This window comes from Streptomyces sp. SUK 48, from assembly GCF_009650765.1.
GTDB lineage: Bacteria > Actinomycetota > Actinomycetes > Streptomycetales > Streptomycetaceae > Streptomyces.
On sequence record NZ_CP045740.1, the window covers coordinates 309981 to 324098 of the forward strand.

The window sequence follows — 14118 nt, forward strand, 5'->3', positions numbered from 1 at the left end:
CGCCGGTGACGGCGAGCGATCCGTACGGTGGCGCGCGGTCGGTCGTCCGACAGGAGGGCACAAGCCGGTGAAGGCATTCGTGGTGAAGGAGATCGGGAGCGTCGGCTTCATGGACAAGCCCGTCCCCGAGCCGGGCCCCACCGACGCCGTGGTGCGGACGACCAAGGCGCTGATCTGCACCTCCGACTCGCACACCGTGCGGGGCGGCATCGGCCCCCGCACGAATCTCACCCTCGGCCACGAGGGCGTCGGCGTCGTGCACGCCGTGGGCGGCGAGGTCAGGGACGTCCGGCCCGGCGACCGGGTGCCGGCCGGGGCCATCACCCCCGACTGGGGCGACCTCGCCGCGCAGAACGGCTACCCCTCGCAGTCGGGCGGGCCGCTGGGCGGCTTCAAGTTCGCCACGGCCGGGGCGCGGCTGCGGGGCGCGGGCCTGGTCATCGGCGTGGAGTCGGTGCCCGGCCGGCAGGAACTCGCCCGGTTCTACGGCGCGGACGTGATCGTGGACTTCGCCGAGGAGGACGTGGTCGAGCGCGTCCATGAACTCACCGACGGGCAGGGCATGGACACCGCCATCGAGGCGCTCGGCGCGGACGTCACCTTCCAGACCGCGGTCAAGGTGACCAGGCCGGGCGGCACGATCTCCGTCATCGGCTACGTCGGCCAGCGCGAGTTCGTGCACATCCCGCGCGTCGAATGGGGCGTGGGGCATGGCCGACAAGACGATCGCGACCGGCCTGTGCCCCGGCGGCCGGCTCCGCATGGAGCGGCTGCTGCGGGTGCTGGAGAACAAGCGCCTCGACCCGACCCGGCTCACCACCCACCGCTTCCCCTTCAGCGAGATGGAGCGGGCCTTCGAGGTCTCGGACAAGAAGCCGGAGGACACCGTGAAGGTGCTGGTCACCTTCGACGAGTGAGGCGGCCCGGCAGCACGGTCCGGCTGACAGCAGGTCCAAGGAGCGAGCCCGTATGTACGATCCCGATCCGCCCTTCCGTCCCGTCCGCGGACGGGACGGCCACCTCCCGCTGGAGGATCTCGGCCTGATCGGCGACGGCACCACGGCGGCGCTGGTCGGCCTGGACGGCTCCATCCCCTGGATGTGCCTGCCCGGCTTCGACTCGGACGCGGTCTTCTGCGGTCTGCTCGACCACGCGCGCGGCGGCCACTTCACGGTGGCGCCCGAGGATCTGGTGGAGGCCCGGCAGCACTATCGGCCCGACACCGGGGTGCTGGTCACCGAGCTGCGCTCGCGCACCGGCCTGGTACGGCTCACCGACGCGCTCGCTCTGAGGGCCGGCGCCGATCTCACCGAGGACATGCCGGCCGGGCGGGCGGAACTCGTGCGCTCGGCGGTCGTCCTGGACGGGCAGGTACGGCTGCGGGCCGAACTGGAGCCGCGCGGCGGCGGGCAGGCGCAGGCGCTGTTCAGCGGTCTCGAGGTACGCCCGCACCGGCAGCCGCACCTGCGCCTGCATCTGCGCGCCAACCGGCCCCTGACCGGTCTGCGCGGCACCCATGAACTCCGGCAGGGCGAGCGCCTCGACCTGGTGCTGTCCTGGGGGCGCTTCCACCGGCACCACCGTTTCGACACCGACGCCATGCTCAAGAGCACCGCCGACGCCTGGCACCGCTGGATGCGGCACTGCGACTACGCCGGACCACAGGCGGCCCTGGTCCGGCGGGCCGCGCTCACGCTGAAGATGTGCGACGACTGGGCCAGCGGCTCCCTGGTGGCCGCGCCCACCTCCTCGCTGCCCGCGCCGATCGGCGGCATCCGCAACTGGGACTACCGCTACACCTGGATCCGGGACGCGGCGTACGCCGTGTTCGCGCTGCGCCGTATCGGCTTCGACGGGGAGGCGGACTCGTTCCTCGGCTGGGTCCTCGACGCCTTCGAGCACAGCCGGCAGCCGCGCATCATGTACACCCTCCAGGGCACCGCGGTGCCGGACGAGGTGACGGACGGCGAACTGGCGGGCTACCGCGGTTCCGCCCCGGTGCGCTGGGGCAACGGCGCGACCGACCAGCGCCAGCACGACGTGTACGGCGAGATCCTCGACTGCGCCGACCAGTGGCTGCTGTCGGGCGGGGAGATCCAGCCGGCGCTGTGGGCCGGTCTGGCCGGGCTCGCCGACGCGGCGGAGCGCGCCTGGCACCATCCCGACCAGGGGATCTGGGAAGTGCGCAGCGAAGGACGGGCGTTCACCTACTCGGCCGGGATGTGCCAGGTGGCCCTGGACCGGGCGGTGCGCATCGGGGAGCGGCACGGCCTGCCCGGGCGGATCGAGCGGTGGCGGGCGGCGGCCGAGAAGGTGCGCCGCGTCATCCTGGAGGAGTCCTGGGACGAGAAGTCGCGCACCCTCAGCGCCCATCTGTCCGGCGGCGGCGTCCTCGACGCGAGCCTGCTGGCGCTGCCGTTGCGTGAGGTCGTACCTGCCGATCATCCGCGGATGGTGGCCACCGCCCAGGCCGTCGCGCAGCGGCTGTCGGCCGGGGGCGGGCTGCTGTACCGCTATCTGCACGACGAGGCCCCGGACGGACTGGCCGGTGACGAGGGCGCGTTCGTGCTGTGCAGCTTCTGGCTGGTCGACAACCTGGTCGGGCAGGGCCGCCTGGAGGAGGCCGGGGAGCTGTACGCGTCGCTGTGCGCGCGGGCCAGCACGGTCGGGCTGCTGTCGGAGCAGATCCACCCCACCACAGGAGAGTTCATGGGCAACTTCCCCCAGGCGTTCAGCCATATCGGCGTCATCGCGAGCGGTGTGAACCTCCAGCGGGCGAGGGCGGCGGGCGGGCGATGATCGGGCGTCTGGTCGTCCTGGGCGCGACGGGGGATCTCAGCGGGCGCTTCCTCATGCCGGCCCTCGCCGCCCTGCGGGCCGCGGGGCACCTCGGCGACGGGTTCCGGCTGACCGGGGCGAGCCGTGAGGAACTGACCACGGAGGAGTTCCGGGAGTGGATCGCCGACTGGCTCGACCGGCAGGGCGACGGCCTCCCGGCCGACGCCCGGCGGGCGGTCGTGGAGTCGGCGCACTACCAGCGGGCCGATGTCACCGACCAGGAGGACGTCCGGGCGCTCGTGGACGGTGACGAGCCGGTGGCGCTGTATCTGGCGCTGCCGCCCTCGCTCTTCCCCCGGGTGGTCTCCGCGCTGCGCTCGGCGGGCCTGCCGGCCGGCAGCAGGATCGTACTGGAGAAGCCGTTCGGCGAAGATCTCGACAGCGCGCGCGAGTTGAACGCACGCCTGGCCGAACTGGTGCCGGAGCGGGCGGTGTTCCGGGTGGACCACTTCCTGGCCATGACCACGGTGCAGAACGTACTGGGCAGCAGGCTCGCCAACCGGGTGCTGGAACCCCTGTGGAACAGCACCCACATCGCCGAGGTGGAGATCGTCTGGGACGAGAGCCTCGCGCTGGAAGGCCGGGCCGGTTACTACGACCGCGTCGGCGCCCTGAAGGACATGGTGCAGAACCATCTCCTCCAGGTGCTCTGCCTGGTCGCGATGGAGCCCCCGGTCACCCTGGGCGAGCGGGATCTGCGGGACCGCAAGGTCGATGTGCTGCGCTCGGTGCGGCTGCTGACCGAGTACGACGTGGTGCACCGCACCCGGCGCGCCCGCTACACCGCGGGTCGGATCGAGGAGCGGGAGGTGCCGTCGTACACGGACGAGGAAGGTGTGGACCCCGGGCGCGGCAGCGAGACCTTCGCCGAGGTGGAGCTGGAACTGGACAGCTGGCGCTGGGCGGGCACGACGTTCCGGCTGCGCAGCGGCAAGGGGCTGCGGGCGGACCGCAAGGAGGTCGCGGTGCGGTTCCGGCCCGTGCCGCATCTGCCGTTCGGGCACACCGGGGAGGTGGAGCCCAATGTGCTGCGCTTCGGCCTCGAACCGGAGGGCCTGACCCTGGATCTGATGGGCACCGGCGCGCGGGCCGGGCATCTCACCGGGCTGGAGCTGTCGGCCGAGCTGGAACCCGCCGAACTGCCCGCCTACGGACGGCTGTTGCTGGACGTGCTGCGAGGCGATCCCGCCCTGTCGATCCGCGGCGACGAGGCGGAGGAGGCGTGGCGGGTGCTGACCCCGGTGCTCACGGCGTGGGAGCGGGACCTCGTCCCGCTGGAGGAGTACCCGGCGGGCTCGGACGGACCGGTGCCCCGGGGCGCGTACGGGCCCGGCCCGGTGACCAGGGAGGCGCTGCTGCACGAGGAGACGGTGCTGGGTACGGCGGCCGATGGCGGCCGGACGTGAGGGGATGCGAGGAGAAGGGGCGGTCCGATGCGCCGTGAACCGGGCGGGCGTCCGCCGTGCGTCGTCGTGATCGGGGTGTCCGGGGTGGGCAAGACGACCGTGGCCCGGCTGCTCGCGCGGCGGCTGGACGTTCCGTTCGCCGAGGCGGACGACTTCCACTCTCCCGAGAGCGTCGCCAAGATGTCGGCGGGCGTGCCGCTCACGGACGCCGACCGGGAGAACTGGCTGGCGGCGATCGGCCGCTGGCTGCGTGCGCGCGACCGGGCGGGGACCGGCGGTGTGGTGCCCTGCTCGGCGCTGCGCCGCCGCTACCGGGACGTGCTGCGGGCGGCCTGCCCGGACGCCTTCTTCGTGCATCTGACGGCCCGGCACGAGGAGGTGGGGCGGCGGATGAGCGAGCGCCCCGGCCATTTCATGCCGCGGGCGCTGCTGGAGTCGCAGGAGGCGACGCTGGAACCGCTGGAGGCGGATGAACGGGGCGGCGCCGTGGACGCGGGCCCGGCTCCCGGGGCCGTCGTCGAGGCGGTCCTCGACCTCATGGCCGAGAGGGAGGCCAACGGGGCTTAGCCCGAACCCGGTTGGAGGGGCGGGCGGACCCGGGCGACGGCGGTCGCCCGGATACCGGCCGGCCCGAGGTCAGCAGCCGCCGCAGTTGTAGTACAGGGCGTCCCAGTGGCTGCTCTCGTCGGCGTAGACGTTGCCGGAGGCCGCGGTCCACATCGGGTAACCGTCGCCGCGCAGGCCGGAGTAGGTGAAATTGTTCTTGATGTAGTTGGTGACGCAGGTGTTCTTGCCGTAGTCGAGCTTGTAGCCGTTCCAGTGGGAGTACGTGCCGGAAGCGTGCCCGGTCTCGGTGCCGCCGGTGATGTTCAGGGCGCAGCCGCTGGCGTGCTTGAGGGTCACGGCACCCTGGGCGGTGGTCAGATTGAGCTGGTCGAACGACGTACAGGTCGAGTTGTTGCGGTCGGAGCAGCCACCGGAGGAGGACCAGGTGATGCCCGCGTCGCGGAACATCTGGGTCGCGGTGGCGTTGCTGATCTTGGTGACCGCGAAGGCGTCCGTCGCGGTGCCGAGGACGGCGACACCGGGAGCGACGACCAGCGCGAGGGCGGTCAGGGCCGAGCGGACCTTCATGGGCGAGCCTCCTGCGAAAGGCCGGGCAACGTGTGGGGCGACGGTGCAGGTGGTGCGTGGGGATGATGCCAGAGGTCCCGGCGCGTCCGCCAGGGATCGCGGGCATCGCGGGCGTGACGGCCGCACGACGGTCTCGAGTCCGTTCGCCGACCGCTGGATCACCGGACGGCGCTCCGCTCGCCGACCGTCGGGTACGACGCCGCGCGGGCCCCTTTCACGACGGCGCGCCGTGCCGACACCTTCTGCGCCAGCCCGTACACCAGGGCGACCAGCAGCGCGTGCGGCTGCCCCGGCAGTGCCTGTACGACGACGACCGTGCTGACGCTGACATTGCTCATCCCGCACGCCAGGGTGACCGTGGCCCCCGCGCCGGGCGGCAGGCGCAGCGCGCGGGCGGTGAGCGAACCCGCGAGGAAGGCCAGCCGGCACACGCCCCACCCCACGGCGGCGCACAGCGCGACGGCCGTCCAGGGCTCCCGGTGCAGCACGGGGACCGCGGCGGTGGCGTTGACGTACGTCAGTGCGAGCAGCGCGGTGATCGCCACCAGGGGTGCCGCGGCGAGCAGGCGGCCGGTGACGGCGGCGGGGACGGTTCTCCGGGCGAGCAGGCCGAGCGCGCAGGGCAGCGCGACGGCCCCGGTGAGCAGCGCCCGCGCCTGCCCGGCCGCGCCCTCGGCCGACGCCCGGGTGGGGGCCGCCGACGGCAGGACGTGCCCCAGCAGGCCGAGTGTCGTGGGCATGGTCAGCGGGCTGAGCAGCGCGGAGAGCAGCACGACGGCCAGCAGGGCGGTGACCTCTCCGTCCCGGCCGATCCAGACCGTCGCGGCGGCGGCCACGGGCGCCGCCGCGATCAGCGCCACGGCCGTGGACAGTCCGCCGGCCGGCCCGCGCAGCCCGGCGCCGTACAGCACCAGGGCGGTGGCCGGCGCCAGGACGAAGGCGGTCAGCAGATGCCCGGCGAGACCGGCGAGCACGGTCCTCGGCTGCCGGACGGCGGCCAGGGCGCGGCCCGGCGGCACCTGGAAGGCGGCGGCGAAGAGGATGACGAACAGCGCGACGGACGGCGCGTCGAGGCGCAGTCCGAAGAGGCCGAGCGCGGTTCGGCGCAGCCGGGTCCCGGGGCCGGGGACGAGCAGGGCGAGCAGGTAGCAGAGGAGGACGGCCGGGCCCAGACGCCGGTGGATCCAGCCGGACAGCCGGGCGCAGCGGGCAGAGCGAGCGGGCATGGGGAGTTCCTTGGTGTGCCGCGGGAGGGTGGGGGACGCGCGACGGCCGGGCGGACGCCCCGTACGGGCGCTCGCGGCCGGGAACTCCCTAGACCCTGAGCAGCGGTTCCGGACGCCCGCCGGGCACCGGCCGGGGCGCTCGCGGCTCCGGGGCCGCCGGCGGGGCGCTCGCCCGCACCCCTGGGCGTGTGCCGTCCGCGACGCGCGCGGGGACGCGCGGGACGGGCTCGGATGCGAGGGTCATCGCGGTGGTCGCGGCGCGGCCGTGACACCGGGGGCCCGCCACCTTCGGTGTCCCCGCGCCACCAGCCCGGGTCGCCGCCTTCGGCGTCCCCGCGATACCGGCCCGGGTCACCGCCCTCGGTGTCCCCGCGATACCGGCCCGGGTCGCCGCCGCGGCGACGGTCCCGGACGCGTCCGCGGCCCGTGGCCCGGCCACCGCCCGGGGCGCGGTCGCGGCGGACGGCCGGTGCGTCGCGTCGACGGCGGATCCGGCCAGGGCCCGCATGCGCGGGCAGCCGCCGAGCGCGGCGGTGAGGACGGCACAGACGAGCGCGGCGACGAGGAGGGCCGCCCAGACAGGGCGGGCGCTCGTCGGCGGTCTCGGTTCCGCGCCCCGCACACGCACGCCTCGGACGCTACGACGCCCGCGCGGGAGCAGGGCGTTCATGCCACGCGGCGCGCTGCCGCGTCCCCTCGCACGGGTCTACGGCAGGCCCCGCACAGACCCGGAATTACCTCTGAGGCAAATACCCAGCGGGGTATTTGACCGTCTCGACGGGACCGTCATAGCTTCGATCACGGAAACCCCCCGGGGTATTTGAGGAGACAACCAAACGGGTGTGCGGCAGGGCCCGCGCACCGGTACGACCCTCGGCCCGACGACGTCAGGGCCGGCACAGGAAGGACTCCAGCCATGGTCGCAAGCCCCATACCCGACACCGAGACGATCACCGGCCGGCACCGGGTCGCCATCGTCGGCGGCGGCAGCGCGGGCATCAGCGTCGCCGCCCGGCTGTGCCGCGCGGGCGTCACCGACATCACGCTCGTCGAACCGTCCGACAGCCACTGGTACCAGCCCCTGTGGACCCTGGTCGGCGGCGGCCAGGCGGCCCTGCGCAGCACCCGCCGCCCCGAGGCGTCCGTGATCCCGGACGGGGTGCGCTGGATCCGCCGGCATGCCCTCGCCGTGGACCCGGACGCGCGGACGATCGCCCTCTCCGGCGGCGCCGAACTCTCCTACGAGCACCTGGTGATGACCCCCGGACTGCAACTGGACTGGGACGCCGTGCCGGGCCTCGCCGAGGCCGTCGGACACGACCGGGTGGCCAGCAACTACGCGCCCGAGTACGCCCCGCGCACCTGGGAGCTGATCAGGAACATGCGCTCGGGCACGGCCGTCTTCACCCACCCGGCCACACCGCTCAAGTGCGGCGGGGCGCCGCAGAAGATCGCCTACCTGGCGGCCGACCACTGGCGCAGGCGGGGCGTCCTGGACCGCATCCGGATCGTCCTGGTGATCCCCGACGCCACCCTGTTCAAGGTGCCCGAGTGGGGCCGCGTCCTGGAGCGGGTGGCCGACCGGTACGGCATCGAGGTGCGGCTGCGCTCGGAGATGACCGCCGTGGACGGCGACCGCCGCGAGATCACCGTCACCGACCACGCGAGCGGCCGCGCGGAGACCATCGGATACGACCTTCTGCACGCCGTGCCCCCGCAGAGCGCGCCCGACTGGGTCAAGCGGAGCCCGCTCGCCGATCCCGCCGCCCCGCTGGGCTTCGTCGCCGCCGACCAGTACACCCTGCGACACCCGCGGTATCCGGAGGTGTTCGCGCTCGGCGACGTGGCGAATCTGCCGACGTCCAAGACCGGCGCCGCGGTGCGCAAGCAGGCCCCGGTGGTCGCCGCCAACCTGCTGGACGTGATGAACGGCCGGACACCGGCGCACCGGTACGACGGCTACACCTCCTGCCCCCTGGTGACCGCCCGCGACCGGATGCTGCTGGCCGAGTTCGACTACGACCTGACGCCCCGGCCCTCCTTCCCGCTGATCGACACCTTCAAGGAACGGCGCGACATGTGGGTCTTCAAGCGCTACCTGCTGCCGCAGATCTACTGGCGCGGCATGCTCACCGGCCGCCTCTGAATCCCGGCACGCGTACGGAATACCCCCCGGGGTACTCGTGCTAGGGTCCACATATACCCCGGGGGGTAATCAGCGAAGGGAACGTCCCCGTGTTCTTCATCGACACCATCGAGCTTCAGGGCCTCGGAAACCGCAGCTACCTGGCCGGTGGCCGGCGGACCGCCGTGGCGGTGGACCCGCCGCGCGACGTCGACCAGGTGCTGGCGGCTGCGGGGCGACGGGGCGTACGGATCACGCACGTGGTGGAGACCCACATCCACAACGACTACGTCACCGGCGGCCTGGAGCTGGCCCGGGTGACGGGCGCCGCCTACCTGGTGCCGGCCGGCGCGCGGGTGTCGTTCGCGCGGGTGCCGGTGGCCGACGGCGACACCGTCCCCGTGGACGACACGCTCGAACTGCGGGCGGTCGCCACCCCCGGGCACACCCCGCACCACACCTCCTACGTCCTCGTGGAACAGGGGCGCCCGGTCGCCGCGTTCACCGGCGGTTCGCTGCTGATCGGCACGGTGGGCCGCCCCGATCTGGTCGAGCCCCGCCTGACCGAGCGCCTCGCCCGTGCCCAGCACGCCTCCGCCCACCGGCTGGCCGCCGAACTGCCGGACGAGACCTCCGTGCTGCCCACGCACGGCTTCGGCAGCTTCTGCTCCTCCGCGCAGGCCGAGGGCGACACCACCACCATCGGCAAGGAGAAGTCGGCCAATGCCGCGCTGACCACGGACGTCGACTCCTTCGTCGCCCGGCTGCTCGCCGGCCTCGACGACATCCCCGCCTACTACACCCACATGGGACCGGCCAACGCGGCGGGCCCGGCGCCGGTGGACCTCACCGCGCCGGCCGTCGCCGACGCCCGTCAGATCGCGGCCCGCCTCGCGGCCGGGGAGTGGGTCGTGGACCTGCGCAACCGGGTCGCGTTCGCCGAGGGCCATGTCGCCGGGTCCTTCAACTTCGAGGCCGAGGGCAAGATCGCCACCTATCTGGCGTGGCTGATCCCGTGGGGCAAGCCGGTCACGCTGCTCGCCGAGTCCCCCGAGCAACTGGCTTCGGCTCAGCGTGAGTTGGTCCGGGTCGGCATCGAAAGGCCCGCCGCCGCGGCCACCGGCGCGCCCCAGGAGTGGGTGCCCGAGGGCGAGGACCTCGTCTCCTTCCCCCGCGCCACGTTCGCCGGGCTGGCCGAGCGCGGCACGGACGGCGTCGTCGTCCTGGACGTGCGCCGCGACTCCGAGCGCGCCGCCGGGCACATCGAGGACTCCGTCCACATCCCGGTCCACCAGCTGCACCAGCGGCTCGGCGAGGTACCGGCGGGCACCGTCTGGGTGCACTGCGCCGGCGGCATGCGGGCCGGCATCGCCGCCTCCCTGCTGCACGCGTCCGGCCGGGACGTGGTGGCGGTGGACGACGGCTTCGACTCCGCGACCGCGGCCGGGCTGACCGTCGTCACCGGGTGACGCACTCCCCCGCCAGTCCCGATCCAGTCGTACCCGCCCCGATCCAGCCGTTTTCCCGAGAGGTCGAGTGATGTCCCTCCTCCCCCGCGACGAGGCCCGCGCCAGCGTCGCCGAGGCCGTCCTGCTCCCCGTCGTCGACGCGCACGGCCACAGCGGTTCCATAGCATGACCGCCCTGCTCCTCGCGCTCGTCGCCGGCGCCGTCATCGGCCTGGCCCTGGGCGGTCTCGGCGGGGGCGGCAGCGTCCTCGCCGTACCCGCCCTCATCTACCTCCTCGGATTCACCACGGCCGAGGCGACGACGGCCAGCCTGGTCATCGTCACCCTCACCTCGGTCACCGCGCTCACCGGGCACGCCCGGGACGGCAATGTGGCCTGGCGCACCGGGCTGCTGTTCGCCGCGGCGGGCATCGTGCCCGCGATGGCCGCCGGCGCCGCCGCCGGGCATCTGCCGCAGTCCCTGCTGACCGTCGCGTTCTCGGGCATCGCGGCACTCGCCGCGCTGCGCATGCTGCGGCCCGCCCGCACCGCCCCCGACTCCGGCGCCCGGATCCATCCGGGCAAGGCCGGCGCGGTGGGGGCGGGTCTGGGCGCGGTCACCGGGTTCCTGGGCGTGGGCGGCGGCTTCCTCGCCGTACCGGCGCTGGTGGGTGTGCTCCGGCTGCCCATGCGCCGGGCGGTCGGCACCAGCCTGCTGGTCATCACGATCAACTCACTGGCCGCGCTCGGCGCCCGCGCCGGCACCGGGACGCACCTGGACTGGGCGGTCGTCGCGCCGTTCACCGCGGCCGCCATGCTCGGCGCCTGGGACGGAAAGCGCCTGGCCAGGAAGGTCCGGGGCGGGACGCTGCAACGCGTCTTCGCCTGGGTGCTGCTCGCCGTCGCCGTCTTCATGTTCGCCGACGTACTCGTGTGACACCCCCGTCACAGAGCCCTGGCACAGTGGGGAGCGCCGGGCGTCCCCGCACCCTCCCCCACCTCCCCACGGGTCGCTCCCCGCTCCGGGGCGCCCTCGACAACGCAAGGACGACACCTGCCATGACGACCCTCACCACCCTCACTCCCGATCAGGCCGAGGAGCGTCTGCACGAGCTCACCGTGATCGACGTCCGCACCCCGGGCGAGTACGCCGGCGGTCACATACCCGGCGCCCTGAACATCCCGCTGGACCAGCTCGACCGCGCGCTGCCCGAGATCCGCGGCGCCGCCGGCCGCGGCGAGGTCCTCGTGGTGTGCGCCTCCGGTGCCCGTTCCGAGAACGCCTGCCGCAAGCTCGCCGAGCAGGGCGTGCACGCGGCGACCCTCGAAGGCGGCACCGGCGCCTGGGCGGCCCGGGGGCGGGATCTGGAGCGCCCGGCGGCCTGCGACGTCAGGGCGGTGTGGAGCATGGACCGCCAGGTCCGGCTCACCGCCGGTTCCCTGGTCCTGCTCGGCCTGGCCCTGGGCGAGTTCGTCCACCCGGCCTTCCGGCTGCTGTCCGCCGGTGTGGCGGGCGGTCTGGTCTTCTCCGCCGTGAGCAATACCTGCGGCATGGCCGCCGTCCTCGCCAAGCTGCCCCACAACCGGCCCGCCGGGGCCGACCTGGACGCCACCCTCGCGCGCCTGCGCGGCCTCTGACCGCTCTCTCCGGCAAGTTTCCCGGCATGGCGTTCGCCCAGTACACCGCCCTGCTGCGGGCGCCGGCGTACTGGGCGAAACCTTCGGTGGCTGCCCTGTTTACGGTTCGATGCCGTTCGCGAGGGTGCCGCCGACGTAGGCGGTCACCTTCGTCGTATCGGCGTAGGCGGTGTTGGTCGCGTAGCTGTAGTCGTCGCTCTCGCTGAAGTTGGACCAGTCGCTCTTGTTGATCCGGCTCTGGATGTCACCCGTGTTCGCACCCGCCGCGAGGGAGCCCGCGCCGGACGTGAAGCTGATCTCGACATAGTGGTCCGCACCGGACTTCGGCGAGGACAGCGCGACGACCTTCTGCGTGACGTTTGAGCAGCCGACGGCCGCGTAGTCGCACGAGGTCGAGAAGCCGGACGCGCCACCGTCACCGGTGAAGTAGTAGCGGATCGTCACCTTCGACAGATCCACCGGGGAATTGCCCGTGTTGACGACTCGCAGCCCCGGCTTGATCTGGTTGTCGGTCGGGGAGCTGTCGTTGTTCTTGTACTGCACCTTGACCGCGCCCGTGCCCGGGTTACCGCCGCCACCGCCACTCGCCGCCGTGGTCGCCGTCACCGCGCCGGAGGCCGCCGACACATTGCCCGCCGCGTCCTTCGCCTTCACCGTGTACGAATACGCCGTCGACGCGCTCAGACCGCTGTCCGTGTACGACGTCGACGTGGAGCTGCCGACCTTCGTGGACCCCCGGTACACGTCGTACCCGGTCACCCCCACGTTGTCCGTCGACGCCGACCACTTCAACGACACACTCGAACTGGTCGTCCCCGACACCACCAGACCCGTCGGCGCGGACGGCGCGGTCGTATCCGTACCGCCACCGCCACCGCCGGAGACGGGCGGGTAGGCGTTCTTGAGCAGCTGCTGGAACTGGGCGGAGAACCAGTGGCCGGCCAGCGGGGCGTTCGGCAGGGCACCGGTCGGGTTGTTGCCGTTGCGCGCGTTGCCCGTGTAGGTCGGGTCGCACATCTGGTCGAAGCCCTTGCCCTCGCCGTTGTCGATGGGCTGGCTCGCGCCGTCCGACTCACCCGGGGGCTTGACCCATACGTAGGCGTCGATCCCGCTGGCCGGGGCCGCGGTCGGCCGCTCGCCGAGGCCGGCACCGCTCTGGTTGCACCAGTTGCCCGCGTGGATGCGGCGGTCGATCCGGGCGCCGTTGACGTAGTCGTCCACGGAGGTCGTCGGGCCGGGGCCGGTCGGCCGGGCGGAACCGCCCCAGCCGTTGCGGGAGGTGTCGATCAGCATGCCGATGCCGGAGCTGAAGCCCTTCGACACCAGCGTGGTGCGCAGCGCCTGGGCGTAGGACTGCTCGTCGACGTACTGGTTCCAGTCCACCCACTTCGACTGGCGCACCGTCGTGCCGTTGACGGAGTCGGTCACCTTGAAGTTGGGCTCCACGGTCGCCGAGTAGTTGGCCGTGTTGACGATGAAGCCCTGCACGTCGTTGACCGTGGCACCGGCGGTGTTGGCCGCCTTGTAGAACTCGTCGGCGGACGGGCCGAGGTTGGAGTCCCAGCCCAGCCAGCCGTGGTGGCCGGCGTCGATGTAGTTGTAGACGTTCGGAATCGCTCCCAGGTGGTTCAGCGCGTAGCCGACGCCGGTCTCGTAGTTGCCGTTCGCCTTCATCGTCTGGCACTGCGACGTCGAGCCGTCGGTGCCGCCCGCGTTGGTGACCAGGTTCGGCAGCGAGTCGGGCTCGACGATGTTGACGATCCGCAGATTGGCGTAGGCCGGGTCCGCGAGGATCTTGGCGATCGGGTCGATGTAGTCGGTCTCGTACCGGCCGATGTCGGTGGGGCCCAGCTCGCCGTTGGAGGCGAGCGCGGCGCAATCCCGGCCCGGCAGGTCGTAGATGACCAGCGTGATCAGGTTGGCGCCCTGGGACACGGCCTTGTCGAGGTGGGCGCGCAGGCCCATCCGGCCGCTTGCGCCCTGGATGGTCGAGATGCTGTCCAGCCATACCGCGGTCGGCGTGTTGGCGACCGCGCTGCCGCCGGGCTCGGCGGCAGCGTTGGCGGACCACTCCGGGTTCACATAACCCGTGGCGCCCGCATAGGGGTTGTCCACCCGGGCGGTGGCGGCCGAGGCGGTCGGCGCGTTGAGCGTCATGGCCAGCGCGGAGCCGAGGGCGAGCGCCGACAGCACCGCGCATCCGCGGGTGAGCCTGGATCTCGGGGGAGGCGGAGACTTCTTCACCAGGGGTTCCTTCCATGGGGTGTTGTGGCGCGCGGTGCGGCCGTACGGCACACCACGCGC

12 protein-coding genes are annotated in these 14118 nt (G+C 73.1%); 8 read left to right on the plus strand and 4 right to left on the minus strand.

Translation table 11 applies throughout. The features are described from left to right. Positions 1 to 67: 67 nt before the first annotated feature. Genes GHR20_RS01380 through GHR20_RS01395 form a run of 4 tightly spaced genes read left to right on the plus strand, consistent with a single transcriptional unit; the run spans position 68 to position 4811 of the window. Positions 68 to 1045 (plus strand): zinc-binding dehydrogenase, encoded by a 978-nt coding sequence (locus tag GHR20_RS01380; RefSeq protein ID WP_243877855.1) that lies wholly within the window; start codon positions 68 to 70, stop codon positions 1043 to 1045. Further along, positions 970 to 2799 carry a glycoside hydrolase family 15 protein gene (locus GHR20_RS01385; RefSeq protein WP_153811894.1) on the plus strand — a complete coding sequence of 610 codons (1830 nt, stop codon included), beginning with the start codon at positions 970 to 972 and terminating at the stop codon, positions 2797 to 2799. Before GHR20_RS01380 ends, GHR20_RS01385 begins: the two co-directional genes overlap by 76 nt. Next, the gene (locus GHR20_RS01390) at positions 2796 to 4244 is read left to right on the plus strand and encodes a glucose-6-phosphate dehydrogenase (RefSeq protein ID WP_153811895.1); all 1449 of its coding nucleotides are present in this window, start codon (positions 2796 to 2798) and stop codon (positions 4242 to 4244) included. Before GHR20_RS01385 ends, GHR20_RS01390 begins: the two co-directional genes overlap by 4 nt. Positions 4245 to 4271: 27 nt before the next feature. After that, complete coding sequence (locus GHR20_RS01395) at positions 4272 to 4811, plus strand: gluconokinase (protein ID WP_153811896.1); 540 nt, start codon at positions 4272 to 4274, stop codon at positions 4809 to 4811. 69 nt (positions 4812 to 4880) lie between these two features. On the opposite strand, the gene GHR20_RS01400 is transcribed toward GHR20_RS01395, so the two are convergent. The 3 genes from GHR20_RS01400 to GHR20_RS01410 all read right to left on the minus strand — a co-directional run bounded on the left by GHR20_RS01400 (position 4881) and on the right by GHR20_RS01410 (position 7232). Then, positions 4881 to 5378: a hypothetical protein gene (locus GHR20_RS01400; protein WP_153811897.1), complete on the minus strand. Its 498-nt coding sequence runs from the start codon at positions 5376 to 5378 to the stop codon at positions 4881 to 4883. Positions 5379 to 5536: 158 nt separating this feature from the next. Continuing rightward, positions 5537 to 6604 carry a sodium-dependent transporter gene (locus GHR20_RS01405; RefSeq protein WP_153811898.1) on the minus strand — a complete coding sequence of 356 codons (1068 nt, stop codon included), beginning with the start codon at positions 6602 to 6604 and terminating at the stop codon, positions 5537 to 5539. 88 nt (positions 6605 to 6692) lie between these two features. Beyond that, complete coding sequence (locus tag GHR20_RS01410) at positions 6693 to 7232, minus strand: hypothetical protein (RefSeq protein WP_153811899.1); 540 nt, start codon at positions 7230 to 7232, stop codon at positions 6693 to 6695. A 288-nt stretch (positions 7233 to 7520) separates the two neighbouring features. Between GHR20_RS01410 and GHR20_RS01415 the strand changes: the two genes are divergently transcribed. From GHR20_RS01415 to GHR20_RS01430, 4 genes are all read left to right on the plus strand, one after another. Further along, positions 7521 to 8750, plus strand: a complete 1230-nt coding sequence (locus GHR20_RS01415) for an FAD/NAD(P)-binding oxidoreductase (protein ID WP_153811900.1) — start codon at positions 7521 to 7523, stop codon at positions 8748 to 8750. 89 nt (positions 8751 to 8839) lie between these two features. Beyond that, entirely contained in the window at positions 8840 to 10198 is a 1359-nt protein-coding gene (locus tag GHR20_RS01420; RefSeq protein WP_153811901.1) for an MBL fold metallo-hydrolase, read from the plus strand. Between the two features lie 165 nt (positions 10199 to 10363). After that, positions 10364 to 11113: a sulfite exporter TauE/SafE family protein gene (locus tag GHR20_RS01425; RefSeq protein WP_153811902.1), complete on the plus strand. Its 750-nt coding sequence runs from the start codon at positions 10364 to 10366 to the stop codon at positions 11111 to 11113. Between the two features lie 122 nt (positions 11114 to 11235). Continuing rightward, positions 11236 to 11814 (plus strand): rhodanese-like domain-containing protein, encoded by a 579-nt coding sequence (locus tag GHR20_RS01430; protein ID WP_153811903.1) that lies wholly within the window; start codon positions 11236 to 11238, stop codon positions 11812 to 11814. Between the two features lie 99 nt (positions 11815 to 11913). Here GHR20_RS01430 and GHR20_RS01435 read toward each other — a convergent pair whose 3' ends face one another. Beyond that, complete coding sequence (locus GHR20_RS01435) at positions 11914 to 13971, minus strand: glycoside hydrolase family 6 protein (protein WP_153815774.1); 2058 nt, start codon at positions 13969 to 13971, stop codon at positions 11914 to 11916. Positions 13972 to 14118 lie beyond the last annotated feature (147 nt).

Excerpts from the sequence above, each read along its gene's own strand:
- GHR20_RS01385 (WP_153811894.1), top strand. The coding sequence starts at position 970 with ATGTACGATCCCGATCCGCCCTTCCGTCCCGTCCGCGGACGGGACGGC.
- GHR20_RS01390 (WP_153811895.1), top strand. The coding sequence starts at position 2,796 with ATGATCGGGCGTCTGGTCGTCCTGGGCGCGACGGGGGATCTCAGCGGG.
- GHR20_RS01395 (WP_153811896.1), top strand. The coding sequence starts at position 4,272 with ATGCGCCGTGAACCGGGCGGGCGTCCGCCGTGCGTCGTCGTGATCGGG.
- GHR20_RS01400 (WP_153811897.1), bottom strand. The coding sequence starts at position 5,378 with ATGAAGGTCCGCTCGGCCCTGACCGCCCTCGCGCTGGTCGTCGCTCCC.
- GHR20_RS01405 (WP_153811898.1), bottom strand. The coding sequence starts at position 6,604 with ATGCCCGCTCGCTCTGCCCGCTGCGCCCGGCTGTCCGGCTGGATCCAC.
- GHR20_RS01415 (WP_153811900.1), top strand. The coding sequence starts at position 7,521 with ATGGTCGCAAGCCCCATACCCGACACCGAGACGATCACCGGCCGGCAC.
- GHR20_RS01425 (WP_153811902.1), top strand. The coding sequence starts at position 10,364 with ATGACCGCCCTGCTCCTCGCGCTCGTCGCCGGCGCCGTCATCGGCCTG.
- GHR20_RS01430 (WP_153811903.1), top strand. The coding sequence starts at position 11,236 with ATGACGACCCTCACCACCCTCACTCCCGATCAGGCCGAGGAGCGTCTG.
- GHR20_RS01435 (WP_153815774.1), bottom strand. The coding sequence starts at position 13,971 with ATGACGCTCAACGCGCCGACCGCCTCGGCCGCCACCGCCCGGGTGGAC.